Source organism: Flavobacterium lindanitolerans, from assembly GCF_002846575.1.
Taxonomy (GTDB): domain Bacteria; phylum Bacteroidota; class Bacteroidia; order Flavobacteriales; family Flavobacteriaceae; genus Flavobacterium; species Flavobacterium lindanitolerans.
Window position 1 is genome coordinate 85,355 of record NZ_PJND01000010.1, and the last position, 20,003, is coordinate 105,357.

Genomic DNA, 20,003 nt, shown 5'->3' on the forward strand with positions numbered 1-20,003 from the left:
TAGCTTTTTAATGCCACAGATTGAAAAGATTAAAGTGATTCTGTAACGCTTAATAAATCTGTGAAATCTGCGCAATCAGCGGCAAAAATCTTAAATCTTAAATCTGCAATCTTAAATACTCTTCTTATTCGTCAAAACCGACAATGCTATATAAAAAAGAATCAATAACGGAATTCCCAAAGCTTTAAAAAACACTAAAAGCAGTGCAGATACTACCAGAAAGATTATCTGAAGTTTGTTTTTGGCAAAACTTGCACTTTTTACTTTTAATGAAAAAAGAGGAATTTCGGCATTGAGCATAAAAGCGCTGAAAAGGGAAATTACAAGCAATATCCACGGATTGCTCAAAGCCTGCGAAATAAACCCGTATTGGTTATCAAGCAAAATAAGCGGAAGGCTTAAGATAAATAGAGCATTTGCCGGAGTTGGCAAACCTATAAAAGAATCCGTCTGACGGGTATCAATATTAAAATTAGCCAGACGATAGCAGGAACCTAACGTAATGATAAAACCCAGATAAGGAAAAAACAGCTGCCATCCTGAAGAAGGAAATCCCAAAGCCTGATTCATCAAATAGTACATGGCAACACCCGGAACTACGCCACTGGTCACCATATCAGCCAAAGAATCGAGTTGCAATCCAAGCGGACTGGAAACTTTAAAAAGCCTTGCAAAAAAGCCATCAAAAAAGTCAAGAAAAATACCAAGACACACAAACAGAAAGGCCAGCTTAAAATCCTGATGGAAAGCAAAGATTAGTGCAATGCATCCTGAAAAGAGGTTAAGCAATGTAATAGTATTCGGAACTTGAGCCTTGATTCCCATATCGTGCTATTTTTTTAATTGGCGTGACCGCAAATTTAGCACAATAAGTTTATAGTGCAGCGCGTTTCTTATAACAGATTTTTAACTTGATATTCCTCAGTATTATTTATTGTTATAAGGCAAAGAAGGAAGCTCGATAAAAATTTATATTTTTGGACGATAATTAACAATACAGATTTCGGCTTGTAAAAACAATTTGCTTTGAAAAAACCCCTTATAGCTTCTTTTCTTCTGGTATGCTCTTTTGCTTACAGCCAAGCGGTCAGGAAATATTCCAATGAATTTATGAATATTGGTGTCGATGCGGCCGCATTGGGTATGTCAAATGCCGTGACGGCCAGCACTAACGACGTCAATTCCGGATATTGGAATCCGGCCGGGCTTATTTACCTTGAAGACAAACAGGCTGCTTTAATGCATGCCAGCTATTTTGCCAATATTGCGCAATATGATTACGCGGGTTTTGCCATGCCAATTGACAACGAAAGTGCGTGGGGATTATCTGTAATCCGTTTTGGGGTTGATGACATCTTAAATACAACCGAATTAATTGACAGCGAAGGAAATATCGATTACAACCGAATCAGCCTGTTTTCTACAGCCGATTATGGCGTGACTTTTTCCTATGCCCGGAAATTAAAGATTCCGGGATTCCAGTACGGAGTGAATGCCAAAGTAATTAGACGTGTTATTGGAGATTTTGCCAATTCCTGGGGATTTGGTTTCGACATTGGAGTACAATTCGAAAGAAATGATTGGAAATTCGGATTGATGGTGCGTGACGTCACTACCACCTACAATATCTGGAACATTGACGAAGAAGCTTATAATAAAATCAAAGATGCCATTCCAGGTGAAAACCAGGAACTGCCGGAAGATTCTGAAATCACGCTTCCAAAAGCACAATTAGGAATTGCCAAAAAATTTATCATCCGTTACGACTACAGCATTCTGGCAGCAGCCAACCTGAATATGAGCTTTGCCCGTACCAATGATATTATTTCTACAGATGTTGTGAGCATTGACCCGGCTGTTGGTTTTGAATTCGGATATACTGATTTGGTCTTTTTAAGGGCCGGTGTCGGAAATTTCCAAAATGTAAAACAGCTGGACGGAAGCGAAAAAGTAGGTTTCCAGCCTAACATCGGACTTGGATTCAAATACAAAGGTATTCAGGTAGATTATGCGCTGACCGACATTGGCGACCAGAGTGTAGCTTTGTATTCTAACATCTTTTCGGTAAAAGTAGATCTGGGTATCTTCAGGAGATAATTTTCACATAGTTCCGGCATGAAAATATTTAGTAGTTTTACGGATATTTGTGCTTTAATTTTATCCTATGTCAAGATTCAGACTCTTACTTCTTTTGTTATTGCTGGTGTTTCCGCTATCTAAAAGCTTTTCACAAAGTGCCATATTATCCGATTCTTCAAAAGTAAGCATCCTGACCATTGGTACTGCCAACGAATCACACACTCTTTACGGACATACCGGCTTACGTGTTTTAGACGAACAGCGCGGATTGGATGTGGTTTATAATTTTGGCTATTTTGATTTCAATACGCCTTATTTTTTGGCCAAATTTGTAAAAGGCGACCTGCAATATTTTGTGGCAACCAACCAATATCGTGACTTTGAATATAACTACAGGGAAGAAAACCGTTCTATTTATGAGCAGGAACTCAATCTGAGCAAAATCCAGAAACAGAAATTGCTTGATGAGCTGAATAAGAATCTTTATTCTGACGAACGTTTTTATACTTATAAATTTATCGATAAGAACTGTACCACTATGGTTATTGACAAGGTAAATGATGTGCTTGGCGGAAAAATCATTACAACAAAAAAACCGGTGACAGTAACTTACAGAGAAATACTCAATCCTTATCTGAGCAGTAACTTTTTCCAGAAGCTAGGCGTTAATATCATTTTTGGACCAAAAACCGATAAAAAAGCTGAAGTATTATTTCTTCCGCTGGAATTAATGGATGTTTTGAAAACTACTGTTTATAATGGCAGACCTTTGGTTACAGAAACCAAGACCATTTTTGAAGCCAAGCCTGTAAAGACAGTTTCCTACTGGAATAATATCTACGTTTTTTCAGCTTTGGTACTTTTGGTAATCGTATTAAAAAACAATACCGTTTATCTTACTTACTTTACTATTTTAGGATTATTAGGTTTATTCCTTTCATCAGTAGGTTTTTATTCGCTACACGAAGAAGTCCGTTGGAATTATAATGTACTTTTGTTTAATCCGTCGTTGCTGTTTTTGGTTTACTTTTTCAAAAAGAAAAACCGCAAGTGGATATCCAATCTTGCCCTGTTCAATCTAGCCTGTATTGCTGTTTATCTGATTGTTATTTTCAATAAGGCACAACTGCTGTTATTTATGCCTATATTGATTACTTCTACGGTAATTCTTGCGAAACTTGCCAGAAAAAACAAAAAGACAAAAATTGCTAAAGCTTAGCTATTGCCCACGATAGAACAGAATCGTGCTGATAGTTTTGATGGTAATGTTGATGTCCAGAAAAATACTTCTGTGTTTGATATAATACAGGTCATATTGCAGTTTAATGAGGCTGTCCTTGATGGAATCGCCATAGGAATAATTAACCTGCGCCCAACCTGTTAGTCCGGGTTTGATGACGTGACGGGTTTGATAAAACGGCATTTGGTTGGCTATCTGCTCTACAAAAAACGGACGTTCCGGTCTTGGCCCGATAACTGCCATGTCGCCTTTGAGCACATTGATAAACTGCGGAAATTCATCTATTCTTGACTTCCTTAAAAATTTGCCGAAAAAGGTAATCCTGTTATCATTTTGTGTAGCAAAAACAGCCTTATCCGTCTCTGCATTTTTTACCATTGTCCTGAATTTATAAATACGGAATATCTTTCCGTTCTTCCCTACTCTTTCCTGAACATAAAACAGCGGACCTTTGTTTCCGATAAAATTAGCGACGTAAATAAACGGCAACAGATACAATCCAATAGCTATTCCAACTAATGAAATCAGGATTTCAATAAGTCGGGCCAGCAATAGGTAAAGTTTGTTATGATTGCTTCGGCTAAACGGAAAATACCTGTAAAAATCCCTGTCTACATACTGAACCGGAATACGCTGTGTAATATTTTCATAAACCTGCGTATATTCACGAATAACAAATCCCTGCTCCAAAAGAGCCAAAAGACGGTTATATAAATCAACCGTTATACCGTCTGTTTTTTGCGAGGCAATAACGATTTCCGACACGCCATTTTTTCTTATAAAACCATTCAGGTCGGCAATTTCGATATTGGCCACGCCAACGTGGTTCGACACAGTATCACCTTTGGAATCTGTATTGATGAAACCCAGTATTTTATAATGCGGGTCTACTTTTTCTAACGAGGCTACCAATTCTTCCAACTGGTTTTTGTCGCACACCATAACGACCCGCTTCAAAAAACGATGAGAAGCCAGAAATGCCTGATAAAAAATACGCCATGCAAATAAGGCCAATGTAATTGCCAGGAAAAAATAAATGATTTGTAATCTGTTGGATGGAAGTACTGGCGTAAAAATAGGTGTCAGAAGAAAGAATAATACTGTCGTGGAAGAAGTGAGCAGTATACTTTTGATAATCTGATACTGATTACTGGCTGTCTGCAGATTATACATTTCAAAGACGGTTCCCAGAATATTCAGATAAATTCCTAAAACAATCGTCCAGTAAAAATTAGCTTTGGAAATACTGAAATAATCAAATTTGAAAAGCAGTCCTACTATGTATAATGCCAAAATAACCGTCAATACATCAAATAACCGCAAAAGCAATTTGCGCTCCGAGATTTCAAAATGTATTTTCTTAAATGAGAACATCTATGGTAGATTTGGGCATTGCAATTTAACATTATTTTAGTAATATCAAATCTATCGCTAACACAAAATTTTATTCCATAGTGACTTCACCTGCTGCCAGTCAAAACTTTCGGCTTTTGCTCTGGAGTTTTGCGCCAAATCTTCTGCAAGGTTCTTATTTTCAGTTATCTTTTTTACGGCTTTAATCATGGCTTCCGTATTTCCGTCATCTACTAAAAGAGCTGTTTTTTTGTCATCCAACAGAAAAGGAATTCCTCCAACGTTTGTACTCACCACAGGCAAACCTAAAGCCATGGCTTCCATTACACTCACCGGTGTATTGTCAAAATGGGTAGTATTGATAAAAATATTGTAATTCTCAGATAAACGAATCCAATCGGTTTTGGAAAGTTTCCCTGTGAAATTCACGTCCAGGTTATATTTCAATGCCAATTCTTTGGTTTTTGCCAGCATTCCATCTTTTTCAGGCCCAACCATGCAGAGCGATGCTTCAGGAAATTGTTTTTTAATTTCACGGAATACCTCAACAGCCATAAACGGATTATAAATGGCTGCAAATGACCTTACCCATAAAAGTTTGGGCTGTATTATTTCCCGTTTCAGAAAATTATAATTGCTCATATCGAGCGTATTGGGAATATAGGTCATGTTTTGAATGCCTTTTTTCTGGAAATGTTCCAAAAGATAGCCCGAAGGAGCAATATTTTTATAGGCATGATTAAAAATCATAGCACATAATGCCGGATTTTTGGATAGCCTGCCCGGCAAGTCACCACCCCGCAACATCGGAATATACTTTATCTTTAATAATCGAGCCAACTGACTGACCAACAAAGCATACCAAAAATTGGAGGTACTGTAGGTATCGATGAGCAGATAATCAATTTTATTCCTTAACCGTAGTGTGCTCCATACCATATCGAGCAGCCGTAATGCCTTATTCTTTTTGGAAGAAGCATAAAAAAGCGTATAGCCCTCACCTTCCAAAAGCGGTCCCAAAGTTTCGATTGAAGTCACCGAAAAACCATGTTGTGATAATTTATTCCCTATGTACAGCAGGTTTTTCAATAGAATATACTTTGAGTAAGGTTAGCGAATAAATAAAAGCAGGAGCCACGAGTCGCATGGCAGCATGGTTAATGGTCAGGAACCAAAACACAAAAAACGACAGCAGGTAGAAATGATGCCTGTTGTCTACATACAAAACCAGTGGTGTAAAAAATAAAATCAGTATTGAAAAAATACCCAAAGTGCCATGTTCTGCCAGCATACGGGTCAGTTCGTTATGTGATGCTGCACGAATACCTGTAATTTCTTCCCGGTATTCCTTGTTTTTCCCAACCCCTATTCCCAATATCGGATTTTCAAGAAACATCTGCAGTTCGGTTGATGCAATTTGTTCCCTTCCTCCCAATCGGTCTTCCTTTTCACGTCCGGCTGCATCCTGATTGGCATAGCGTTTCTCAATCAATCCGCTCGTCTGTAAGGAACTATAGCCCCAAACCCCGATTCCTGCCAGAACAGTCAGAATAACCACTACATTCAATTTCATTTTGGTCTGCAAATTGGCCATCGTATACAATGCTCCAAAAAGCACAACAATCATGACCAGCCCCGTAATTACTCCTCCTCTGGAGAAAGTAACTATTGCCCTAAAAGTGAGCACAAGTGCAAAAAACAAATTGATTAGCAGGTATCTCTTGTTGGAAGAATTGAGGAGCATCCTCGAAAAAAAGATAAAAAACCCAAGTCCGAGAATAGTAGAAACCTGATTAGGTCCAAAACCTCCGGAAGTTTCAAAGTTGGAGGATGTACCGGTCACTACATCCTTAACATCCGGAGAATAAATAAACAGGTAACAGGCCGTAGACAAGATGGGCAAAACCGCAGCCAGCAAAACATTCGAAAGTTCGGCAAACGAAATTTTGCGCCTGTAGGCATAAATCGAACAGAGACCCAGACAAACCGGGCCTACAATATTAAAAGTTATCGCCTTTCTTACATCGGTACTGATATCCAGGGTTACGGTAGAAATTACCACACCGGGAACCAAAAGCAAAAGGTATATCCAATACGGAATAGAATTTTTGGAAAAACTACTGTAAAAAATTCCCATAAGCATAAACAGCATTACGCCATATTTGGAAAATTCATTCAGGAAATTTCCTCCTGTCATTCGCAGTAAAACCTCGCTTCCGGCTATATAAGCCGAAATATATAATACTTCATTGTGCTTATTTGAAGTCTTCATCACAATGCCAACACCAATCAGCAACGTAAGCAAACCGTATACCTTGGATAGTAACGGAAACAAGTATATTGCAAAGCCAATCGCAATATGCAATAAGACAAGCCCGATATAGGTAATCTGTCTACTTTTGTTTTGCATTTAAAATGTTTTGATATTGCAATATTAAGGCATTCATCACAATTTCTTCAGAATAGCTTTCTCTTATTGTTGTTTTTAAGGCTTCTGACACGGATTTTCTCAACTGTTCGTCGTCTGTCATTCGTTTCAGTTGTGCAGTCAGCATTTCCACATCTGATGGAGTAAAAGAAAGTCCTGTTTTTTCGTTTTGTATGATTTCGCCACAATAACCAACATTAGTAGAAACTACTGCCAAACCTGCCATTCCATATTCCAGTAATGTCACAGGAAAACCTTCAAAGACAGAGGCCAGGACGCCTATAGTTCCCTGTTCCAATACATTGCTGATATCCGAACAGCTGCCGTAAATAAAAATACTATCGTCGAGACGATTGTCGCTTATAAAACGTTTCAAAAATGAAGAATAGTCATCCTGAGAATCTTTACCAATAAGATGCAGGGACCATTCTTTTTTATGGAGTCCGGAATCCCGAAAAGCTTCCAAAAGCAAAGCATGGTTTTTTGGATATCTAAGATTTGACAGGCAGACGATTCTCTTACCGTCAGTTCCTTTTAATGTGGTTTGCTTTTCCTCAACCTTGTCACGCACAGCAAAATTTGGAAGATATGTTACTTTAGCCACTGCCAGATTACGTTCGGCCCAGGCTTTTAATTCCTGATTCACGACCATTACAGTATCAAAAAAGCGGGAAGCCATTTTCAAAACAGCATTCTTATATCCTTTTTGAGTACTTCTTCCGCCGTGGTGGTCGTGCCATACAATTTTTATTTTCGGATAGGCTATCTTGAGCATTGCTGCTATAAAATAGGAAGTGCCATGAGCATGTATGATGTCTATACTATTATCTTTCACAAAGCGTTTTAATCTGGAAACAGCCTTGAAATCAATAGTCCGTTTCCTTTCCAAAAAAGTATACAAAACAGCTTTATCTAACTGTTCTTTCAAAATGCCTTGCTTGCGTGTAACGGCAAGTGCCGAAAATGCTATCCTGTTGGCGAGACCATTGGCATAGTTAACCGCCATACGTTCGGCCCCACCGGCTTCTAACGAATCGATTAGTTGCAGGACTCTCATTTATTTTTTAAAAAACTTTTAATTTCACTTTCAAAATAATCCAACGTATATCTTCTGGACCAAAGCATCGCTTTTTCGGCTTTGTTTTTATATTCTTCCGGCGCTTTTAGTAAAGCAGCTATATTTTCACTATCCTGTTCCAAATTCATTTCCAATAATACTCCTCTTGTGCCATAATCGAGCATATCCGGAACGCAGGAAACCCGGCCAGAAACCGGAACGCAACCCCAGAACATAGCTTCTGCCACTACTTTTGGCCAGCCTTCACTTTTGGAAGGTAACATTAAAAAATGACTTTCTTCATAGGCCTGTTGTAAACTTTCTTTGGTTTGGTTGCCTTTCAGCAAAACCGGGTTTTGAAGATTATTTTTAATGATGTATTCCTGTAATTTATCTCTTTCCGGACCATCTCCAAAAAGTTCCAGTTGTATATCAAATCCTTTATTGATTAAATTTTCTGCCAGTTGTATGGCATAAAGGGGCCTTTTTCCCTGTGCCAATGTTCCGACAAAAAGTAATTTTATTTTTCCATCTAAAGTCCGTGATGATACGTCTTTTTTATCCTGTTCACTATAAGTAGCCGTAAAAAAAGGTCGGATATTTTTTGTCTGATTGGGCCAGTTTCCATACACCAATACCTGCATGTTTCTGGTCAGAAATGTATTGCTTAAAATCCATCGTTGGAATTTATAGCTAAACGGCTGTTGTGATTCAGAATCCCAATTGCCGGCGTATTTTGCAGTCTTGGGTTTCTTTGGAAAAAGAATCTGTACAAAACAACCCAACAAGCCTACATTGCCCGGACATCGAAGATGGATATGGTCGGCTTCACGCATCGCTCTATAAATAACGGCTATCAGTTTGGGCATTTTAAACAAAGCTGAAATTTTCGCCTTCAACCCAATGGCATTAAAACCCGGAATTTCCATAAACCGGACTTCTTTTTCATAGGACAAGTGAATAGCATTTGGCTGTAAATCTGCTGTTGGGGCCACCAAAAGTACTTCATCTACATTCTCTATCCACAGATTCATTTCCCGCACATAGGGCGCATAGGCATAAAGCTTGCTATTTTCTTTTATGTGCGGTACGTGGGTGATGATGGCAAACTTCATGACAGTTTCTGTTTAGGTTTGCTAAAAAGCAGGCTCCACCAGCCTACCGTTCTTCCTACTGCTTCTGTAAAGGCTTGCTTTTTTTGCGAGGAAGTAAATACGTTGCCATAACGGATTAGGGTTAGCAACAGTGTAATGCTATGCCATTTTAATTTGGCTTTACCAGATGGTTTCGGGTATTTAGACCTCCATACATACCAGCCGTTACGCACTACCATTTTTCCGTAAGCATATTTATTTGGCCGTCCTGACGCATCGTGATAATGCGCTAATTTGGCGTTCGTGTTGATATATAATTTACCTAGGTTGGAAAGTCGTAATGTAAAATCGGCATCTTCGTATAAACCATAACCTTCAAAATAAGTAGAAAACCGAAGCCTGTCAAAAACCTCTTTTCTGAATGAGGAAACACCGCCCATTAGTTGCTGTACTTCATAAATTTTTCCTGATGGTGGCAAAAAGCCTATGCTTCTGCCATGAGAATATTCCGGAGCAAAACCAGGCGCCACATTGCTGTCAAGTCCTAATTTCTTTCGGGCTACAAAACGGGAGCCGTCTTTGCGTTTCCAGCCGTCATACACAAATTCATTAGTCTTCGCTTTATATCCAGCCGGAGTTTGCTGCCATGTTGTTTCGTTAGTGATGTAGCCACCCACGCCTAAAGCTTGAGGATGTAGTTTATAAACCGATAGAATTTCTGCGAAATAAGTAGGCTCCAAAACGGTATCATCGTCTAAAAAACAAACAATTTCCGTTTCCTGCATTAGCCTGTTAATTCCGAAATTTCGTTGTCGTGTAAGTCCGCGGGCTTGTTCGTTAACTTTAAAATAAGAAAGTCCTTTGAAATGTTTTTCTTCTAAAACTGCTTTTGTAAAATCGTCCGGACTGCCGTCCACAACCAAAATCTCATCAGGGTACACCGTTTGTAGCTGCACGGATTCCAAAAGAGTCCGCAAAGGAGTGGCTCTTTTATAAGTACAGATAATCAGCGAGAATTTCATAAGATGTGGTTGAGACAGAACAAATATAGAAATTTAGGAGTCATTTGTTTCCATTCAAATAATAAACTGATGTAGTCATCTTAAAAACAATCCTAAATTCAGTTGATTTAAAAATTTTAACCATTTTTACAGATTTCTGTAGCGAAAGATTTTGGAAAACGCCTAGGTTTGTAACAAACATTAGTATGTACTGTAATACGGTATGGAAAAATGGAAAAAATAAAATTTATCTCAATAAGCATAGTAACATTTCTTATTATGCTAACTACCTGGTTTGTTATCTGTTTTATGCTCGGATATGCAAGTAGCTCCAATTATCAAAAAGAAATATGGATTTTTTACCTTGCAACTCTCTTTTTACATTTCTTTATTATGCTGATGATTTTGAATAGGTTATTTGGTTCAAAGCTTAATTTTTTTTATTTACTTTTTAATCTAATAATGTATAGTGGTACTGCTTGGTATTTTTATAATTATTCCTAATGAAATACCATTTTGAGCACAATCACGATAAACATTAAAATCAGATATTTAACAATCAAACTCATGAATAAACTATTTGAAATAATCTATTGGGTAAAAATTTTTCTTTCACCCTTTATCATTTTTCTTTTTATCGCCTTAGCCATTTATTTTTCTAATGAAGAATTACTTTGGATTTCTGTCTTAATCTCTATTATTGGAATTATTCTGGGAATAGTTTATGCAGAAAGAATCAGAAGAAAACACGGAACAACGCATTATATGGGAAAAATATATAATACGGATGATATATACGATTATGATGAAATTGTTGATGGACAGAGAAAATGATAAAACCACCTATGAAAAAAATCTCCTCAGATATCCTAAAAAAAAATGGCTTACCGCCTGGTCGCTATCAAGAGAATTGCCGTTGCCAATTACATTCAAATCTGGTTTTAAAGTTGAAACTGACGATGTGAAACAAAAAAAATATTTGTTTCCAGAACACAATGATTTTATCGAACTTTCTAACACTGTCAATTAACCTTGGATTTTTCTAAAAGCCTGTGCCACTCCTGAAGAAATAAAAAGCCCTGTTTCTAAAAAATGGACATTTCAATCACAAGGTTATATAATTATCTAATGCCGCATATTAAACAATCGGATACATAACGGTATCATTCCTAACGAGACGGCTACAAAAATAAAAACCCGTATATAGTTGAGCGTCTGCCAAAATTTGACCCTGCTGAGCAAATCTTTAGTTCCATTGGATGCAATTGCCATTTTTTGGAAATCGATAATTGCAGGTGCAAAATAAGAAAGTGTCCAAATCCTGACAGCGATGTGGATGGCAAGCAAAACTAAAAGCCAATTCCGTATCGGGTCGATTTTCCAACAGAAATACAACGCCAGCAAAAAAGTAATTTCATGCAGGGAATGGAACACTATCCAGAAAATTTTCAGACTGCTCCCCTGTCCGTCTAATAAGAGTTTAAAATTATCCGGTGGCGAAACTGTCCATTTTGGAACAAAAAGTAATGTTTCAAAAATTTGTGCCCCGTTCATCATAAAATAAATAAGGGTCGTAATACAGAGCCATAGCTCTGCTCTTGACAGGTAGCTTGTCGTAATATTTTCCATTTTAATCGTCTGATTTAGGATTCATCGAATCGGTTACTTCTTTCATTATGATAGTGGCTTCCGAAAAATATCGTTTTATGGATTCCATTTCCGAGGATGAAAAAGAAGTAATCAATGCTGTAGTTTTTTGTTGGAGTTCCTCAAAAAGTGGCTGTAATAATTTCATGGCATTTTCTTCATCAGGTACGATGATTACTTTTCTTCTATCGTCTCTGCTAAATTTTCTTTTCAGAAGCTTTTTTTTCTCCAGTCGGTCAATTAGTCCGGTAACAGCACCGGTAGTCAATCCTGTCAATTTAGAAAGTTCACCTGCTGTCAATTCTTTATGTTGTAGAATAAGTCCCAGGTATTTATGATCAGAACCTGCCAGGCCTGCTTTGCGGGCAATTGCTTCATGCATAAAAATCGAAGCGTCAGAATATTGTCGGCTCGCCAGTCTGAATTGTTGGAGTAAATCGTTCATATCAATTTATCTTAGTAAATAAATGTCTTAGCTACAAAGATATTATTTTTTTATATAACAAAGACCTATTCTACTCTAAATTATTTCTCTATACTCTTAGAGATAATGTTTAAGAGTCGATTTTCCAGAATAAATCAGGTAAATAACTTAGCTGTTTTTAATTTTATTAGCCCAAAAAAGGCTTACTGCCCACTTTGCTTTGAAGTTTTTATAATAGCGAAATGGATTCCGGATAGGCTGGTGTTTGTAAAATTTAAAAAAAGAAACCGTTTTATAACCTTGCAGTTGTGTTTTTGATTGATGCAATAATCTGTAAAGCATCACTGTAGGTGATGGTTTTGGCTGTAATTTCTCATGTTTCCAAGCCAATTCAGGTTTGGTACGAAAACCGCCTATTGGAGCTTTTAAGTGTAGTATTTGGGGAAAAGGAAAGTACAATACATCATATCCTTTATTTCGAAGTTGCATTCCGAAATCGGCATCTTCACCAAAACCAAATTCAAAACTGAGGTCAAATTGGAGTCCCTTTAGCATTTCGGCTTTTACGATACTGCAACCGGAACCAAATGTTTTCCATTGAAACACAGTATCGAATACGGTTTTTTCATTTAGCTGCAAACAGCTAAGCGTATTGGCTTCATTTCCGTATTTGGTAATCTGACTGAAAGCCGTTTCCAAAAAGTCTTCACCAATGCGAATGTCATCATCCGCAAAGAAAACCCATTCACTTTCAATTTGCGTCAGGGCAATATTACGGGCATTGCAGGCTCCTGCCTGATGGGTGAACGCATGCGAAATGGCAAAAGGCCAGGAAGTATTTTTCAAAAAATCCAGATTGCTTTGGCTTCCTTCAGCAGGGTTCTGCTCTACAATAATAACTTTTTGGGGCAATTGGGTTTGAACTGCCAAATCAGATAGAAACGTATGCAGATATTGTTCCCTTCCAATAGTTGGTATCACAACATCAACCGTTGCTTTGTTTATAATTTTTCTTGAAGATTGAACCACAAGAGTATCTAAAGCCTTGCCGTCTGTTTTTCTTTTACTATAAAATAAGCTTTGAAAAAAGGCTTTTGAATGACCCGATTTTTGGTGCAAGACGTAATTAAGCCGTAAAAGAAACAACCACCGGAACTTGTAATGTTGACGTACAAATTTGAAAACAGTTTTTGCAGTCGCTTTTGGAGTTTTATAGTCTGTATTGGAATGCAAAAGCAATCGGGGTTCCGAGTAACACAAAAGTCCGTGTGGCATCCATAGCTTCGCTAAAGAATGCAGGAAATAATTGAAATCCTTATCATGCACAATTTCTTTTTCCAAACACAAAAGCACTTCACTAGCTATTCCGCCTATGGCAGCACTGGCAAACCAGGTTGCGAACTTTTCATTCTTGTTTGGATTGGCAAAAAGGCTTTCGTCTACATATCCGATAGTATCCGGAAAATAGTTTTCTTTTACCGGATTGTAAAAAGCCATTATTTTTTTATGATGGAAAATAGCAGCAATACTATCACTATCCTTATTAAAATAATTGCGTTGTGATTCATGACACCAAAACAACAGCGATTCAGGAAACGCATGTGCTACTTCAAACAGCGTATCTGCAATGGAAGCCAGACGAACCGGAACGTCTTCCTGTAAAATATCGTTCCAGACCTGTGTTACTGCATTATTTTGGTGGTAGAGAATAATCATAACTGCTGCTTATAGAATTCAATATTTTGCAGGACTGTTTTTCGTATGTCAAAAACATGCTCCACACGTGTCCTGGCATTTTTGCCAAGTTGCAACACCTGATTTTTATCGGTAATCAGTTTGTTTATTTTTTCAGCATATACTGTATGGTCTTTTGGATGTACCAAAAAACCGCTTTCTCCATCAACAATCAATTCTTTTGCCCAGCCGATATTACTATTCACAACAGCCTTTTGCATGGCCATACATTCTATCGTTACCATACCCAGAGTTTCGGCAAAAGTCGGGAATACGCATACATTGGCCTTTTGGATATGTTCCCGAATCTCATTATAAGGCACTCTTCCCAAATAACTGACTTTCTCTTTTAGCGTTTCATTTAACATGGAATGCAACAATTGCCAGGTTGATGATGATTGTGTTTGTAAATCATACGAATCAGAACCGATTAATAAAAGATGTGCTTCCGGATTTTTTACAACAACTTTTTCCAGAATAGCAGGAAGTTCCAACACGCCTTTTTTCCTGATAATAGTCCCGATATATAAAATCAGACCGGGTTCAAAATCCTCCGGCGTTTCATTTGAAAAATCTGAAAGCTGGATTCCGTAATGCAAAGTTTGAATAAGTTTGCCCTTGATTTTAAAAATCTCTTTTGTAAGATTGCCCGCAAATTGTGTTGGCGCGATATAAACTTTTGCCTTTTCCAATCCGAGTTTTTCAAACCAAAAGTTTTTACGCTTCTGTTTTCGGTTTTCCAAATGGCAGAAATAGGCATCGCTGCCATGAAAACGGATGACCAAAGGTGCATTCAGATTCATAAAGGCTGTAATTCCTGTCCAGTCCGGAGCTTCTACCAAATCAATCTTATCTTTTGTAATGTAACGATTAAGATAATTCTGGAGGTGCTTTCTATAAAAATACCAACCAAAAGCTTTATATTTTTTATGTTGTATCAGATGAATTTTTATGCCGTCTTCTTCCAGGATTTCATTTGTCTTTTGGGAATACACAAAAACCGAAACCTTGATTCCTTCTTTATGCAGAGCCAAAACAAGATTTTTGATGCTGGTTCCGATTCCGGCAGCATGGCGAACCTTTTCATGAGGATATTCCGGTGTTAGAAAAGCTATGTGCATTATTGAAAAAATTTATCCAAAAGAAACTGCGTAAAGATAGTAGCTCCTTTTTCGTTCATATGTCCGCAGGAAGAAAAATAATCATCGCTGGTTACTACAGCTTCAAAATTATGAACTTCCGGATATAATTTGACAACATCTTCAAAATATGCAGCATTTTTTACATTCTCGCACATGGGTGTTGTTACAGCAATCAATCGTATGTTATTTTCCCTGCAGATTTTTTTAATCCTTTCATAAGCCGTATTTCGCTTCGGACTGTATTTTGAAAGGTCATACTTCATGTTTTTTCCTTCGCCTTTTAATGGATAAAAACCATGACGTTGCAAGGATTTTGATGGTCTTTCCGCTATCGTAAAAAATAATTCCCTGCTTCCTATTTTAGCATCATATTTTAGATAGCGGTAAAATGGCAGGTAATACAATTGGTCAAAATCTTCTATATTTTTATAATAGTCTCTAATCTGAACCGACTCTTTCAAATAAGGATAGAAATAAGCGCGGGTACCTTCAGAAAATCCGTTGGAATTGATATTCAGGTCTACCTCAACGACAAGGTTTTTAATTTTTGTTCCTTTTGCCAATAAAAGTTCCAGTAACAAAGCACTCTCTTCCAATCGGGAACCACTCATTCCGAAATTATAAGCCGAATAGCCTTTATCGATAAACAATTGCGGAACAAAATGGTTGTTGGCTCTCGACGAACCTAAGAAAATCACATCGTAGTCCTGTGGTTTTCCGGTATAGGCCAATGCTATTTTATTTCTGGGTTTGCTGTTTACATATCCAGCCGTGAAAGCATAATCCAACAGATAGATTACGGCTATAAAACCGACAAAAACCTTAAGCAGATGGAGCAGAAATCTTTTCATCAGAATTGGAAATAAATAAAACTTTTATACTCGCTATACACTCCAAACAACAATAAAACCGCAATGGCTAAAGCAATTTTCAGATAGCTGTATCGTCCGGAAATTGGTTCTACTTTATAGCGGTTGAACCATTCAAAACCAACAAACAACAAAATCATGAGCAGCAGTTCATAATTATAGCGTTCTATGCTAAAATACTGGCTTTTGAATTTCAAGTTGGTAAACATTCTCTGTATGTATCCGAATGCTTCGGTGATTGTTGGTGCTCTAAAAAATATCCATGCAAAACACGTTAATAGAAACGTCAGTCCGATTTGAGGAATCAGTTTGAGTGCCTGAACCGGATTTACATTTTCAATATTTCCGGTATGTATTCTGTTTTTCTTACTTAGGAGCAACGGAAGGAAATACAATGCATTTAAGAATCCCCATACCAGAAAAGTCCAGTTGGCACCATGCCAAAAGCCGCTTACCAAAAAGATGATAAATGTATTCCTGATTTTCATCCACGTTCCGCCTTTACTACCTCCTAATGGAATATAAAGATAATCCCGAAACCAGGATGAAAGCGAAATATGCCACCGCCGCCAGAATTCTGCAATATCCCTTGAAAAATAAGGGTAATCAAAGTTTTTGAGCAAGTTGATACCAAAAAGTTTAGAAGTTCCTAAAGCAATATCGGAATAACCCGAAAAGTCACCATAAATCTGAAAGGCAAAATAAACTGCTCCCAACATAAGTGACAGGCTGTTCATGTTTTCATAATTGTCAAAAACAGCATTGGCATATTGGGCACAACTATCTGCAATGACTATTTTTTTGACCAATCCCCATAAAATCTGATGCAGTCCTTCCTTCGCCTGCTGATAGTCAAAATTTCGTTTGACTTTTACCTGGGGCAAAAGATGCGTTGCCCTTTCAATTGGTCCGGCTACCAGTAATGGAAAATAGCTTACAAAAAGTGCATAGTCAATAAAATTCCGTTCGGCACGAATACGCTCTTTGTAAATATCAATGATATATGAAAGTCCGTGAAAGGTATAAAATGAAATTCCAACGGGTAAAACCAATTTGAGAAGTAACGGATTGGCCTGCAAACCAAATCCTTTCAACAATTCTGAAAAGGAAACTGCAAAAAAATCATAGTATTTGAATACGCCAAGAAATCCGAGATTTACGCCAACGCTAATCCAAAACCAGGTTTTTCTACTCGCTTTAGATTGGCTGTTTTCTATTTTTAATGCCGTAAAATAATCCAGTCCTGTCGAAAAAATTAATAGGAATAAAAATCTCCAGTCCCAACACGAATAAAAATAGTAGCTTGCTATAATCAGCAATGCATTTTGTGCCTTTTTGGATGTCTTGAATACAAACCAATAAAGACAAAAAACTACAGGAAGAAAGACCGCAAACGACAGGGAATTGAAGAACATATTCTAGCGGATTATGTTGCGTATGGCTTCCCAAATGCGTGCCGAAGCATCCTGAATGGGTTGTTCGTTAATTACTTGAAACCATTCTTTTGCCGCAGCGACATTCGATTCCGGATTTAGCAAGCCAGTTTCAATACGGTCAGCTATTTCCTCAGGAGAATCGAGCCAGATTACGGCATTTTTATGCGGCATGGAACGAAAATGGACGTAGTTATAAATCTTTTTGACTGATGAGTTGCTTCCTATCGTACGATCGGTATCATAGTTTACGAAACAGCAAGGCTTATCATAGCACACATAGTCAAAAACCATTGAAGAACCCAGATTGACAACCATTTCTGTATGGAAAATCGTGTTCTGCTGCAAGACCACATCTTCCCGGGTAGGCAGAATAGTATTCCAGCCTTCCCCAATCTTTTTCCACAATGGTGGCAGATTGACAATCAAATCTTTATTGGTTTCCAATACCGAATCGTAACGCGAAGAGAAATCGACTGGGCAACGACGGAACAGGATTCCTAAGTTATACCCTTTGGCATTTAATGCACGGACCGCTTTTGCCGTGTCTGCCAGATATTGTTGGTCATCAGGAGAAGTCGTAATATCATCTCCCGAAAAGCAAATGTATTTTTTGGCACTATCCAAGCCATTTGCTTCAAAAAAAGCCTGTTTTGACTGAATAGTCGCTTTGTTGGCATGGGATTCAAATTGCGGTGTGCCCGTTACAAAAACCTGTTCCGGATGTATGTAGTCATAATAATAAAGCAGTTCCTTTTTCATATGGTCGCTCCATACAAAATAGTAATCGGTTTCAACAACCATAGTCGCTTTTGGAAGATTGTCCCATGAAAAAATAAAAGAAGCCGTTGGGATTCCTAAATCACGGGCTGCCAGAAGTGGCGCAATGGCCAGAACCGGACGCTGATTCGTACAGAAAACCATGGCCGGTTTTTCCTTTTGCAATGTGGCTAAAGAATCCCGATAAAAATCAGTTTTTCGTTCCTGCTGTTGAATCTTTTCCCGAACTTTTTCCAATCCTTTTCCTGATGAGTGGACCGCAATAATTACGCGAGTGGCCATACTCTTTAGAGAGCTTTTCAGGTTTTTATATGAAAATGGAAAACGATAGGCATCGTAAACCGAATCACCACTTTTTTGGATGTTCAGGTTTAGTTCAATGTGTTTTCGGGCATTTTTATAAATATCAGTCAGCGGATGTGTTTTAGCCCTGTGAATTTTCACTTCTTCATAGCCCAATGTTTTCAAATCAAAAGATGTATTGTTCCAGAAAACCGGTTCAAATCCTTCTTTTTGTCCTAATTCATGGAAATGAGAATACGCAAAATTGCGTAGGCCAATGCCGTCCGGCAGTAATATGAAGATTTTTTTATTGTGCATCAATATCCCTAAATTGCTTCTGATGATTCAGCTGCCAAATATCCTGATTTTTTAATGAATTGAGGAATAATCCGGCACTGTTTCCGGCACCAAAATCTTCCTTTTCTGCATTGACAGTATGACTGTCGATTGTCTTTAATGCATCATTTATAGCTTCAACACTATAATCTGCATTGATAATTTCAGAATGTACGGCCCTGTTTTGCTGACGAGTTCCGATATTGATAATCGGAATGCCATAATACGGAGCTTCCCGGATTCCCGCACTACTGTTGCCTATAATGAATTGCGCATTTTTCAGCAAGGTCAGGAAATATTCAAATCGAAGCGAAGGAAATATCCTGAACCTCGGATTGTCTTTTAATTGCTGATAGGCATCCAATATTGCTTTGCTGCCCAAATCATTATTTGGATAAATAACTACATAATTATGATTGTCATTGAGCAAGGCTTGTGTGAAATTAGCGGCATATTCCATCATGTATTTTGCTTCCGTTGTTACGGGATGGAACATGGCAATAGCAAAATTGTCAAATCCAATATCGTAATATGTTTTTGCGGTTTCCAAATCAGGAAGATTTTCAGAAAACATAATATCGACATCCGGAGAACCGATGGTAAAGATGGAAGAAGACAATTCCCCCATCTGAATCAGCCTTTTGGCAGCCTGTTCGTTAGACACAAAATGGATATGGCACAGCTTGCTCACGCTATGACGAATCAGCTCATCGACAGTTCCTGAAATTTCTCCGCCTTCAATATGTGCTACCAGAATATTATTGAGCGAACCTACAATGGCTCCGGCCAAAGTCTCTACCCTATCGCCATGAACAATAATCAGGTCTGGTTGGCATTCTTTGACGTAAGCAGACAAACCTTCTATTGTTTTTGCCAGCGTCAAATCCATCGTTGTTTCGTGGGTATGATTCGAAAACGTATGGATATTTTCAAAACCACAACGTTCAATTTCAATAAGCGTATAGCCATATTCCTGTTGCAGGTGCATTCCTGTTACAGCGATATAGGGCACAAAATCCTGGTCTTTTTCCAATATCTGGATTAACGATTTTATCTTCCCGAAATCAGCCCGGGTTCCTGTAAGAAAAAGTATTTTTTTCACGG

Annotated in this window: 19 protein-coding genes; 4 read left to right on the forward strand and 15 right to left on the reverse strand. The window is 37.9% G+C overall.

The window, feature by feature from the left end; translation table 11 throughout:
- Positions 1-111: 111 nt before the first annotated feature.
- Complete coding sequence (locus tag B0G92_RS14570; RefSeq protein WP_101472779.1) at positions 112-825, reverse strand: CDP-alcohol phosphatidyltransferase family protein; 714 nt, start codon at positions 823-825, stop codon at positions 112-114.
- A gap of 201 nt (positions 826-1,026) precedes the next feature.
- Here B0G92_RS14570 and B0G92_RS14575 point away from each other — a divergent pair, with 201 nt between their 5' ends.
- Positions 1,027-2,097, forward strand: coding sequence for a putative type IX sorting system protein PorV2 (locus B0G92_RS14575; protein ID WP_445709682.1), 1,071 nt, complete (start codon positions 1,027-1,029; stop codon positions 2,095-2,097).
- Positions 2,098-2,164: 67 nt separating this feature from the next.
- Positions 2,165-3,298: a lipoprotein N-acyltransferase Lnb domain-containing protein gene (locus tag B0G92_RS14580; protein ID WP_101472780.1), complete on the forward strand. Its 1,134-nt coding sequence runs from the start codon at positions 2,165-2,167 to the stop codon at positions 3,296-3,298.
- Here the strand turns inward: B0G92_RS14580 and B0G92_RS14585 are convergent, their stop codons facing one another.
- From B0G92_RS14585 to B0G92_RS14610, 6 genes are read right to left on the reverse strand one after another with little or no spacing between them, the layout of a single operon-like run.
- Entirely contained in the window at positions 3,299-4,693 is a 1,395-nt protein-coding gene (locus B0G92_RS14585) for a sugar transferase (RefSeq protein WP_101472781.1), read from the reverse strand.
- A gap of 57 nt (positions 4,694-4,750) precedes the next feature.
- Positions 4,751-5,761 carry a glycosyltransferase family 4 protein gene (locus B0G92_RS14590; RefSeq protein WP_101472782.1) on the reverse strand — a complete coding sequence of 337 codons (1,011 nt, stop codon included), beginning with the start codon at positions 5,759-5,761 and terminating at the stop codon, positions 4,751-4,753.
- Positions 5,733-7,082 (reverse strand): O-antigen ligase family protein, encoded by a 1,350-nt coding sequence (locus tag B0G92_RS14595; RefSeq protein ID WP_056068638.1) that lies wholly within the window; start codon positions 7,080-7,082, stop codon positions 5,733-5,735. Before B0G92_RS14595 ends, B0G92_RS14590 begins: the two co-directional genes overlap by 29 nt.
- On the reverse strand, positions 7,066-8,157 hold the full coding sequence (locus B0G92_RS14600) for a glycosyltransferase (protein ID WP_101472783.1): 1,092 nt from the start codon (positions 8,155-8,157) through the stop codon (positions 7,066-7,068). Before B0G92_RS14600 ends, B0G92_RS14595 begins: the two co-directional genes overlap by 17 nt.
- Positions 8,154-9,272 carry a glycosyltransferase family 4 protein gene (locus tag B0G92_RS14605; protein WP_101472784.1) on the reverse strand — a complete coding sequence of 373 codons (1,119 nt, stop codon included), beginning with the start codon at positions 9,270-9,272 and terminating at the stop codon, positions 8,154-8,156. The genes B0G92_RS14600 and B0G92_RS14605 overlap by 4 nt, the downstream gene beginning before the upstream one ends.
- On the reverse strand, positions 9,269-10,273 hold the full coding sequence (locus B0G92_RS14610; RefSeq protein ID WP_101472785.1) for a glycosyltransferase family 2 protein: 1,005 nt from the start codon (positions 10,271-10,273) through the stop codon (positions 9,269-9,271). The genes B0G92_RS14605 and B0G92_RS14610 overlap by 4 nt, the downstream gene beginning before the upstream one ends.
- Before the next feature lie 546 nt (positions 10,274-10,819).
- Between B0G92_RS14610 and B0G92_RS14615 the strand changes: the two genes are divergently transcribed.
- Both B0G92_RS14615 and B0G92_RS14620 read left to right on the forward strand, forming a co-directional pair.
- Complete coding sequence (locus tag B0G92_RS14615) at positions 10,820-11,086, forward strand: hypothetical protein (protein ID WP_121366424.1); 267 nt, start codon at positions 10,820-10,822, stop codon at positions 11,084-11,086.
- Positions 11,070-11,282: a hypothetical protein gene (locus B0G92_RS14620; protein WP_101472787.1), complete on the forward strand. Its 213-nt coding sequence runs from the start codon at positions 11,070-11,072 to the stop codon at positions 11,280-11,282. The genes B0G92_RS14615 and B0G92_RS14620 overlap by 17 nt, the downstream gene beginning before the upstream one ends.
- Before the next feature lie 95 nt (positions 11,283-11,377).
- On the opposite strand, the gene B0G92_RS14625 is transcribed toward B0G92_RS14620, so the two are convergent.
- The 8 genes from B0G92_RS14625 to neuC all read right to left on the reverse strand — a co-directional run bounded on the left by B0G92_RS14625 (position 11,378) and on the right by neuC (position 20,001).
- Positions 11,378-11,881 carry a transposase gene (locus tag B0G92_RS14625; protein ID WP_101472788.1) on the reverse strand — a complete coding sequence of 168 codons (504 nt, stop codon included), beginning with the start codon at positions 11,879-11,881 and terminating at the stop codon, positions 11,378-11,380.
- 1 nt (position 11,882) lies between these two features.
- Complete coding sequence (locus B0G92_RS14630) at positions 11,883-12,344, reverse strand: MarR family transcriptional regulator (RefSeq protein WP_101472789.1); 462 nt, start codon at positions 12,342-12,344, stop codon at positions 11,883-11,885.
- A gap of 147 nt (positions 12,345-12,491) precedes the next feature.
- Positions 12,492-14,039: a glycosyltransferase family 2 protein gene (locus tag B0G92_RS14635; protein ID WP_101472790.1), complete on the reverse strand. Its 1,548-nt coding sequence runs from the start codon at positions 14,037-14,039 to the stop codon at positions 12,492-12,494.
- Positions 14,036-15,178 carry a glycosyltransferase family 4 protein gene (locus tag B0G92_RS14640; protein ID WP_101472791.1) on the reverse strand — a complete coding sequence of 381 codons (1,143 nt, stop codon included), beginning with the start codon at positions 15,176-15,178 and terminating at the stop codon, positions 14,036-14,038. Before B0G92_RS14640 ends, B0G92_RS14635 begins: the two co-directional genes overlap by 4 nt.
- Positions 15,178-16,050: a hypothetical protein gene (locus B0G92_RS14645; RefSeq protein WP_101472792.1), complete on the reverse strand. Its 873-nt coding sequence runs from the start codon at positions 16,048-16,050 to the stop codon at positions 15,178-15,180. Before B0G92_RS14645 ends, B0G92_RS14640 begins: the two co-directional genes overlap by 1 nt.
- Entirely contained in the window at positions 16,050-17,483 is a 1,434-nt protein-coding gene (locus B0G92_RS14650) for an MBOAT family O-acyltransferase (RefSeq protein ID WP_101472793.1), read from the reverse strand. Before B0G92_RS14650 ends, B0G92_RS14645 begins: the two co-directional genes overlap by 1 nt.
- 3 nt (positions 17,484-17,486) lie before the next feature.
- A complete protein-coding gene (locus B0G92_RS14655; RefSeq protein WP_101472794.1) occupies positions 17,487-18,881 on the reverse strand; it encodes a UDP-glycosyltransferase in 1,395 nt (464 codons plus the stop codon).
- The gene (gene neuC, locus B0G92_RS14660; protein WP_101472795.1) at positions 18,871-20,001 is read right to left on the reverse strand and encodes a UDP-N-acetylglucosamine 2-epimerase; all 1,131 of its coding nucleotides are present in this window, start codon (positions 19,999-20,001) and stop codon (positions 18,871-18,873) included. The genes B0G92_RS14655 and neuC overlap by 11 nt, the downstream gene beginning before the upstream one ends.
- Between the last annotated feature and the right edge of the window lie 2 nt (positions 20,002-20,003).